This window comes from Halomonas heilongjiangensis (assembly GCF_002879645.1).
In the GTDB taxonomy this organism is placed as follows: Bacteria; Pseudomonadota; Gammaproteobacteria; order Pseudomonadales; family Halomonadaceae; genus Halomonas; species Halomonas heilongjiangensis.
Genome location: NZ_PNRE01000091.1, coordinates 26,133 through 32,499, shown reverse-complemented (window position 1 = coordinate 32,499; position 6,367 = coordinate 26,133). Strand labels below are relative to the sequence as shown.

The following is a 6,367-nucleotide window of genomic DNA, read 5'->3' as shown; positions in this document are numbered from 1 at the left end:
CAGCCCCCGATGATGGACGCGCCGGTCGGTGACGCTGTGGTAGGGCGGCCGGCCGAGCTGGTAGGCCAGCGTCATGGCGTCGAGCATCGACCACAGCACGTCGAGCTTGAACTGCAGGATCTCCAGCGCCCGCCGCTGGGTCTCGACCGTGGTGCACACCGCCAGCGCCACCTCCAGGCCGTGCTCGACGTCGCGACGCGCCTCCTTGAGCCGCTTGCGGAAGTAGCCGTAGCCGGTCTCGTCGATCCATGGATAGTGGATCGGCCAGGTGTCGAGCCGGCTCTGGTGGGCCTTCGGGGCGAACAGCTCGGTCAACGAGGAGATCGCCCCCTCCTGCCAACTGGCACCGCGCACGAAGTTGACGTAGGCGTCCACCGCAAAGCGCACCCCCGGCAGCACGTGCGCCTGGGACCACAGCTCGTCGCGAGTCAGGCCCACCGCCTCGCCCAGCGCCAGCCAGGCCTCGATGCCGCCGGCGTCGTCGCCGTTGCCGTCGTGGTCGAGCAGCCGCTGGATCCAGCGTCGGCGGGTGGCGGCGTCGGGGCAGTTGGCCAGCAGCGCGGCGTCCTTCTGCGGAATCATCACCTGGTAGTAGAAGCGGTTGGCCACCCAGCCACGGATCTGCTCGGGCGTGGCGCGCCCCGCGGCCATGTCGACCTGGTAGGGGTGGTGGACATGGTAGTAGGCGCCCTTGGCCATCAGGGTCTCGCGGAAGGCCCCGGGGCTCATGGCCTCGCCCTGCGAACTCGCCGGCGGTGACGCGATACGTACCATGCGGGGCTCCTCCTTTATATGGTCCTTGACGTTATCCAGCCGGCCAGCGGAGACCGCTCCCCTAGGGGTGAGACGACGGTCGTTCCCACGCGTTCACACTTCCAGGCGCATGCCGTCGAAGGACACCTCGACCCCGGCCTCGGTCAGGCTGGCACGCTCTGCCGAGTGCTCGTCGAGGATCGGGTTGGTGTTGTTGATATGGATCAGCACCCGCCGGGTGGTCGCCGGCAGGCCGGCCAGCTCGGTCAGCAGGCCTCGCTCGCCGGACAGCGCCAGATGGCCCATGTCGCGGCCGGTGGCCCGGCCGACGCCGGCGCGAATCAGCTCGTCGTCGTGCCACAGGGTGCCGTCGACCAGCACGCAGTCGGCCCGGGACAGGAAGCCACGCACCCGGTCGTCGAGCTCGCCCAGCCCCGGTGCATAGAAGAGGCGCGTGCCGCGGCGTCGATCCTCGATCAGCAGGCCGATATTGTCGCCAGGGGTCGGTGCGCCGCGGCGGGGCGAGTAGGGCGGGGCGTTGCTGGTCAATGCCACGGCGGTGAAGGTCAGCCCGGGGCAGGCGGGCACCTCGAAGCTGGCCTCCCGGTGGTCGTCATCGATCGGAATGGGGTGCCAGGTCGGCCCGCCCTGCCAGTGCTCGAGCATGCGAAACAGGGGAAAACCGCTGCTCAGGTCCCGATGCACATTGGGGGTGCACCAGACATCGAAGGGGCAGCCCTCGCGCAGCGACAGCAGGCCGGTGGCATGGTCGATCTGGCCGTCCACCAGCAGCACGCCGCCGATGCCGCTGTCCCGCGGCACCCGCCGGGGGTGCAGCTCGGGGTTGGCGGCGAGTTGAGTACGAATGTCCGGCGAGGCGTTGCACAGCAACCAGCGATCGCCATCGCTGCTGATGGCGATCGACGACTGGGTGCGTGGCGAGGCTTCGATGGTGCCCTGTCGAACGCCGCGGCATAGCCGGCAGTTGCAGTTCCACTGGGGAAAACCGCCCCCGGCGGCGGCGCCGAGCACCAGTACGTGCATGCGTCTCTCCCGGTCGACCAGAAAACGAAAGGCTGACGCTCCGAATAGGGAACGTCAGCCCGTCAGGTACTGCGTCGTCACTGGTGATGTCAACGGTTGGAAATGTACAGGGTCACCTCGAAGCCTAGACGCAGATCGGTATAGGCGGGTTTGGTCCACATGGGGTTACCTCCACGATGCGGGTGGATGACTGACGTGCACTAACAGTTAAGCACGCGCCACGGGATCTACCTTGCTACGAAAGTCTAAAGCCGGGCCGCAAGCGGTGTGCTCTGGCGCTATCGGAGCCCATCCAGGCATGCCGGGGTGCCATTCTGGCAGGGATCTGGCGATATTATTGCTCGTGCGCAAAAGTCTTTTGACCATATGCGCATGTCGAATTCTCCCCGGCCACGCTGTAGCCCCCGAAAGTTGTGCTAGACCTTCCATTGTCACTGCCTGAAACCGGATAACAACCAAAACGGGACGTGCCGTGCCCCACGGCACTCCTTTCAGTGCGACGGAGAGAACGCCATGCTTCGGGAGATCGGTTTTGCGATGACGGCCGCCGGGTTGATGGCCGCATCCTTGGCTCATGCCAACCAGAATCAACTCGAGCTGCAACAGAACCCTGAATACTGGGCCACGCAACTGGGCAACTATCAGGGCAACCGTTACAGCGAACTGGACCAGATCAATCGCGACAACGTGGGTGAGTTGCGATCGCTCTGGCAATTCTCCACCGGCGTCCTGCGCGGCCACGAGGGTGGTCCCCTCTATGTGGGCGATGGTCGCCTCTATATCCATACTCCCTTCCCCAACAAGGTATTCGCCCTCGACCTGGAGGACGAGGGCCGGGTGGTGTGGAGCTACGAACCCGATCAGGACTCCCGCGTCATCCCGGTGATGTGCTGCGACACCGTCAACCGCGGCTTGGCCTATGCCGATGGCCGCCTGTTCCTCGGCCAGGCCGACAACACCCTGATCGCCCTGGACGCCGAGACCGGCGAGCTGCTGTGGGATGTCAGCAACGGCGACCACACCGTCGGCGAGACCAACACCATGTCGCCGCTGGTGGTGCATGACAAGGTCATCGTCGGCATCAGCGGCGGCGAATACGGCATCCGTGGCCACATGACCGCCTATGACGTCGAGACCGGCGAGCAGGTCTGGCGAGGCTATTCGACCGGTCCGGACGACGAGGTACTGATCGACCCGGAAACCACCACCATGCTGGGCGAGCCGATCGGTGAATCCGACCTGGGCGTTTCCACCTGGCCCGAAGGCGAATGGGAGCGCGGCGGTGGGGCCCCCTGGGGCTGGATCACCTACGACCCGGACCTCGACCTGATCTACTACGGCACCGGCAACCCGGGGACCTGGAACCCGGAGCAACGCACCAAGGACGGCGAGCCCGCCGACAACAAGTGGGCGATCACCGTCTTCGCCCGGGATCCCAACGACGGGTCGGTCAAGTGGGTCTACCAGAAGGTGCCCTTCGACGAGTGGGACTACGACGGCGTCAACGAGAACCAGCTCATCGACGTCGAGATGAACGGCGAGCAGCGCAAGGGCCTGGCGATCATCGACCGCACCGGTTTCGGCTTCCTGCTCGACCGCGAGAACGGCGAGCTGCTGGTGGCCGAGAAGTTTGCCCCGGAAACCAACTGGGCGGACGACTACGACATGGAAACCGGCCGGCCCAACGTCAACGAGGAGTTCAGCACCTACCGCCAGGGCGTCGGCGTCAACACCACCGACATCTGCCCCACTGCCATGGGCGCCAAGAACATGCAGCCGAGTGCCTACTCGCCGAAGACCGGCCTGATCTATGCCGGCATCAACCGGATCTGCATGAACTACGAGCCCTTCGAGGCCGAGTATGTCGCCGGGCAGCCCTACGTGGGCGCCACCCTGACCATGATGCCGTCACCGATGGAGAACGGCGGCATGGAAGGCCGCATGGGCAGCTTCATCGCCTGGGACCCGGTGGCCGGCGAGACCATCTGGGAAGTCGACGAGCGCTTCGCGGTGTGGAGCGGCGCCCTGGCCACGGCCGGTGACCTGGCCTTCTACGGCACCCTCGAGGGCCATGTGAAGGCCGTGGACATCGAGACCGGCGAGGAGCTGTGGCGCTTCAAGACGCCCTCCGGGATCATCGGCAACGTCAACACCTTCATGTACGAAGGCAAGCAGCACGTGGCCGTGCTCTCCGGGGTCGGCGGCTGGGCCGGCATCGGCCTGGCGGCAGGCCTCGAGGAGCCCGAGGAGGGCCTGGGGGCGGTGAGCGCCTTCGCCGCCCTGGGTGACTACACCAAGCTCGGCGGGGTGCTGACGGTCTTCGCGCTGCCGGATTGAGTGCCATCACGCCCTGCAGGCGGGTCACGGCCGACGGACCGTGACCCGCCTCTCCCATCCCTACCCAGGGGCCGCCGGCCAGGATGTGCCGGGCGGCCCCGGTCGTACCGAGAAGGAAGCGCTGCATGACGGTATTCAACGGAGCTTCGGGCCGGACCCTCATCCTGACGGCCGTGCTTGGCCTGGGATTGCCCCTGGCCGGCTTCATCTCACCGAGCGTGGCCGACGAGCACCGTGTCACCGGGGAAGCACCGGGAGCCTTCGTCGTCGAGGACGGCAGGGTCGATCCCAATACCTACGAGGGCTATATCGCCTACACCCGGGTCTGCATGGCCTGTCATGGACCGGATGGCCTGGGGTCCTCCTTCGCCCCCAGCCTGATCCGGGCCGCCGAGCGTCGCGGCTGGGCCGATTTCGCCGGTACCATCGCCGCCGGCCGTGAAGTCCAGCCGGGCCAGGTGATGCCCTCCTTCGCCGACGACCCCTTCGTGCTGGCCAATATGGAGAACATCTTCAGCTATATGCGTGCACGCGGCGAAGGGGGCCTGGGACGTGGCCGCCCGAAGGTCATCGAGTCGATGGAGGAAGAGGCCGAAGCGTTGCGGGAGGAAGCCGAGGCCCTAGAGGAGGAGGTCGAGTCCGACGACACCGCCCGTGACAAGCAGGCCGACGACTAGTCGCGCTGGCGTGTCTTCGCTTCCCGGTATCGGAGGACGCATGAGAAGAGGAGTCACCCGGCTACTGCCGCTGCTGGTCGCCCTGGTCCTGGGGGGCGGAAGTGGCATGACGCTTGCCGAGCCACCGGAACGCCAGGACCGCGAGGCGCTACGGGTCTGTGCCGACGGCAACAACCTTCCCTTCAGCAACGAGGCCGGCGAAGGGTTCGAGAACCGTATCGCCGAGCTGATGGCCGAGGAGCTGGGGGTGCCGCTCGTCTACGTCTGGGCACCCCAGGTCATGGGCTTCGTGCGCAATACCCTGGAACTGCGCGTCTGCGACGTGATGATCGGCACCGTGGCCGGCTACGGGTTCGTGCAGAACACCAACGAGGTCTACCGCTCGGTCTACTCCCTGGTGGTACCCGCGGAGTCCGACCTCGAAGCCACCAGCCTCGCCGATCCGGTACTGCGCGACCGGCGCATCGGCGTGGTCACGGAAACGCCGCCGCTGGTCGCGCTGCGCCGGGCCGGTGCCACCGTCAAGAGCTACCCGCTGATGGTCGACACCCGGGTGCGTGCCCCGGTACGCGACGCCATCGAGGACGTGGTGGCCGGCGATACCGAGGGCGCCGTGCTGTGGGGGCCGCTGGCCGGCTACTACGCGGCACGCCAGGATCCTCCGCTCCGGGTCATTCCGCTCGTCGATGACACCTCCGGTGCCCGGCTGGACTACCGTATCACCATGGGCATTCGCCGGGGGGAGCCCCACTGGAAGGACTGGATCAACGACTTCATCGACCGCCGCCAGGACGAGATCCACGCGATCCTCGTGGAGTATGGCGTGCCACTGCTCGATCGACGCGGCCAGTTGCTCACTCCAGCGCCGGCGGAGACGGGAGGTGCATCATGAACGCCCTGCGCACGAGCCTGGTGATGCTCGGGCTGGGCGCGGCCCTGGCGCTGGGCGGCGTGGCCCGGGTCGAGGCCCAGCGCGCCGCGGCGGGACCGCCCGACTGGCCCTGTGTGCAGCGGCTGATTCCCGAACTGGCCTGGGGCACCATCTGGACCGGCCCGTCGCTGGACGAGCTGCAGCAGGACTGGTGGGACGACGAGGAGGTCGGCCGTGTGGTGCGTTTCGCTACCGCCCGCTCGACACCCGAAGGCGAGGCCCTGGAGCGAGTCCGTGACTTCGTCGCCTCGGTGGACGGTGGCGAGGCCGAGGAGCGGCTGACATTGCTGTTCGCCGGCCTCTTCGAGCTCACCGACCGCGAACGGCGACGGGCGATCGACAGTATCCGCCGTGCCTCCCGCGCCCAGGTGGCGCGACTCGATGACATCTCGGCGATGGTCGACGAACTGGAAGCGCTCCGCGACGACGAGCAGTCGAACGAGGCCGAGGTCGAACGGCTCTCCGAGACGCTGTTCTGGGAGGAGCGCACCTTCGAGAGGCGCCAGCAGGCGCTGCCTGCCATGTGCGATCAGCCGGCCTTGCTGGAGGAGAAACTCAGCCGGATGACGCGAGTGATCAAGGAGCGTATGCCCTGACCACCACCGCGAAGGGCAGCAGGTGAAAG

General features: G+C 67.0%; 7 protein-coding genes. 4 read left to right on the top strand and 3 right to left on the bottom strand.

All coding sequences use genetic code 11. The features are described 5' to 3' along the window. The 3 genes from pqqC to pqqA all read right to left on the bottom strand — a co-directional run. Positions 1-774: pyrroloquinoline-quinone synthase PqqC (gene pqqC, locus C1H66_RS19820; RefSeq protein WP_102629603.1), on the bottom strand; the 774-nt coding region annotated here is incomplete at its 3' end. A 93-nt stretch (positions 775-867) separates the two neighbouring features. Continuing rightward, entirely contained in the window at positions 868-1,797 is a 930-nt protein-coding gene (pqqB, locus tag C1H66_RS19815; protein WP_102629602.1) for a pyrroloquinoline quinone biosynthesis protein PqqB, read from the bottom strand. 89 nt (positions 1,798-1,886) lie between these two features. Beyond that, positions 1,887-1,958, bottom strand: coding sequence for a pyrroloquinoline quinone precursor peptide PqqA (pqqA, locus tag C1H66_RS19810; protein ID WP_081786101.1), 72 nt, complete (start codon positions 1,956-1,958; stop codon positions 1,887-1,889). Positions 1,959-2,310: 352 nt separating this feature from the next. Here pqqA and C1H66_RS19805 point away from each other — a divergent pair, with 352 nt between their 5' ends. From C1H66_RS19805 to C1H66_RS19790, 4 genes are all read left to right on the top strand, one after another. Then, on the top strand, positions 2,311-4,134 hold the full coding sequence (locus tag C1H66_RS19805; RefSeq protein ID WP_102629601.1) for a methanol/ethanol family PQQ-dependent dehydrogenase: 1,824 nt from the start codon (positions 2,311-2,313) through the stop codon (positions 4,132-4,134). Positions 4,135-4,259: 125 nt separating this feature from the next. Continuing rightward, positions 4,260-4,811 carry a c-type cytochrome gene (locus C1H66_RS19800; protein ID WP_170064194.1) on the top strand — a complete coding sequence of 184 codons (552 nt, stop codon included), beginning with the start codon at positions 4,260-4,262 and terminating at the stop codon, positions 4,809-4,811. Between the two features lie 40 nt (positions 4,812-4,851). Next, positions 4,852-5,703 (top strand): quinoprotein dehydrogenase-associated putative ABC transporter substrate-binding protein, encoded by an 852-nt coding sequence (locus C1H66_RS19795; RefSeq protein ID WP_102629599.1) that lies wholly within the window; start codon positions 4,852-4,854, stop codon positions 5,701-5,703. Beyond that, positions 5,700-6,338, top strand: a complete 639-nt coding sequence (locus tag C1H66_RS19790; RefSeq protein ID WP_102629598.1) for a hypothetical protein — start codon at positions 5,700-5,702, stop codon at positions 6,336-6,338. The genes C1H66_RS19795 and C1H66_RS19790 overlap by 4 nt, the downstream gene beginning before the upstream one ends. Positions 6,339-6,367 lie beyond the last annotated feature (29 nt).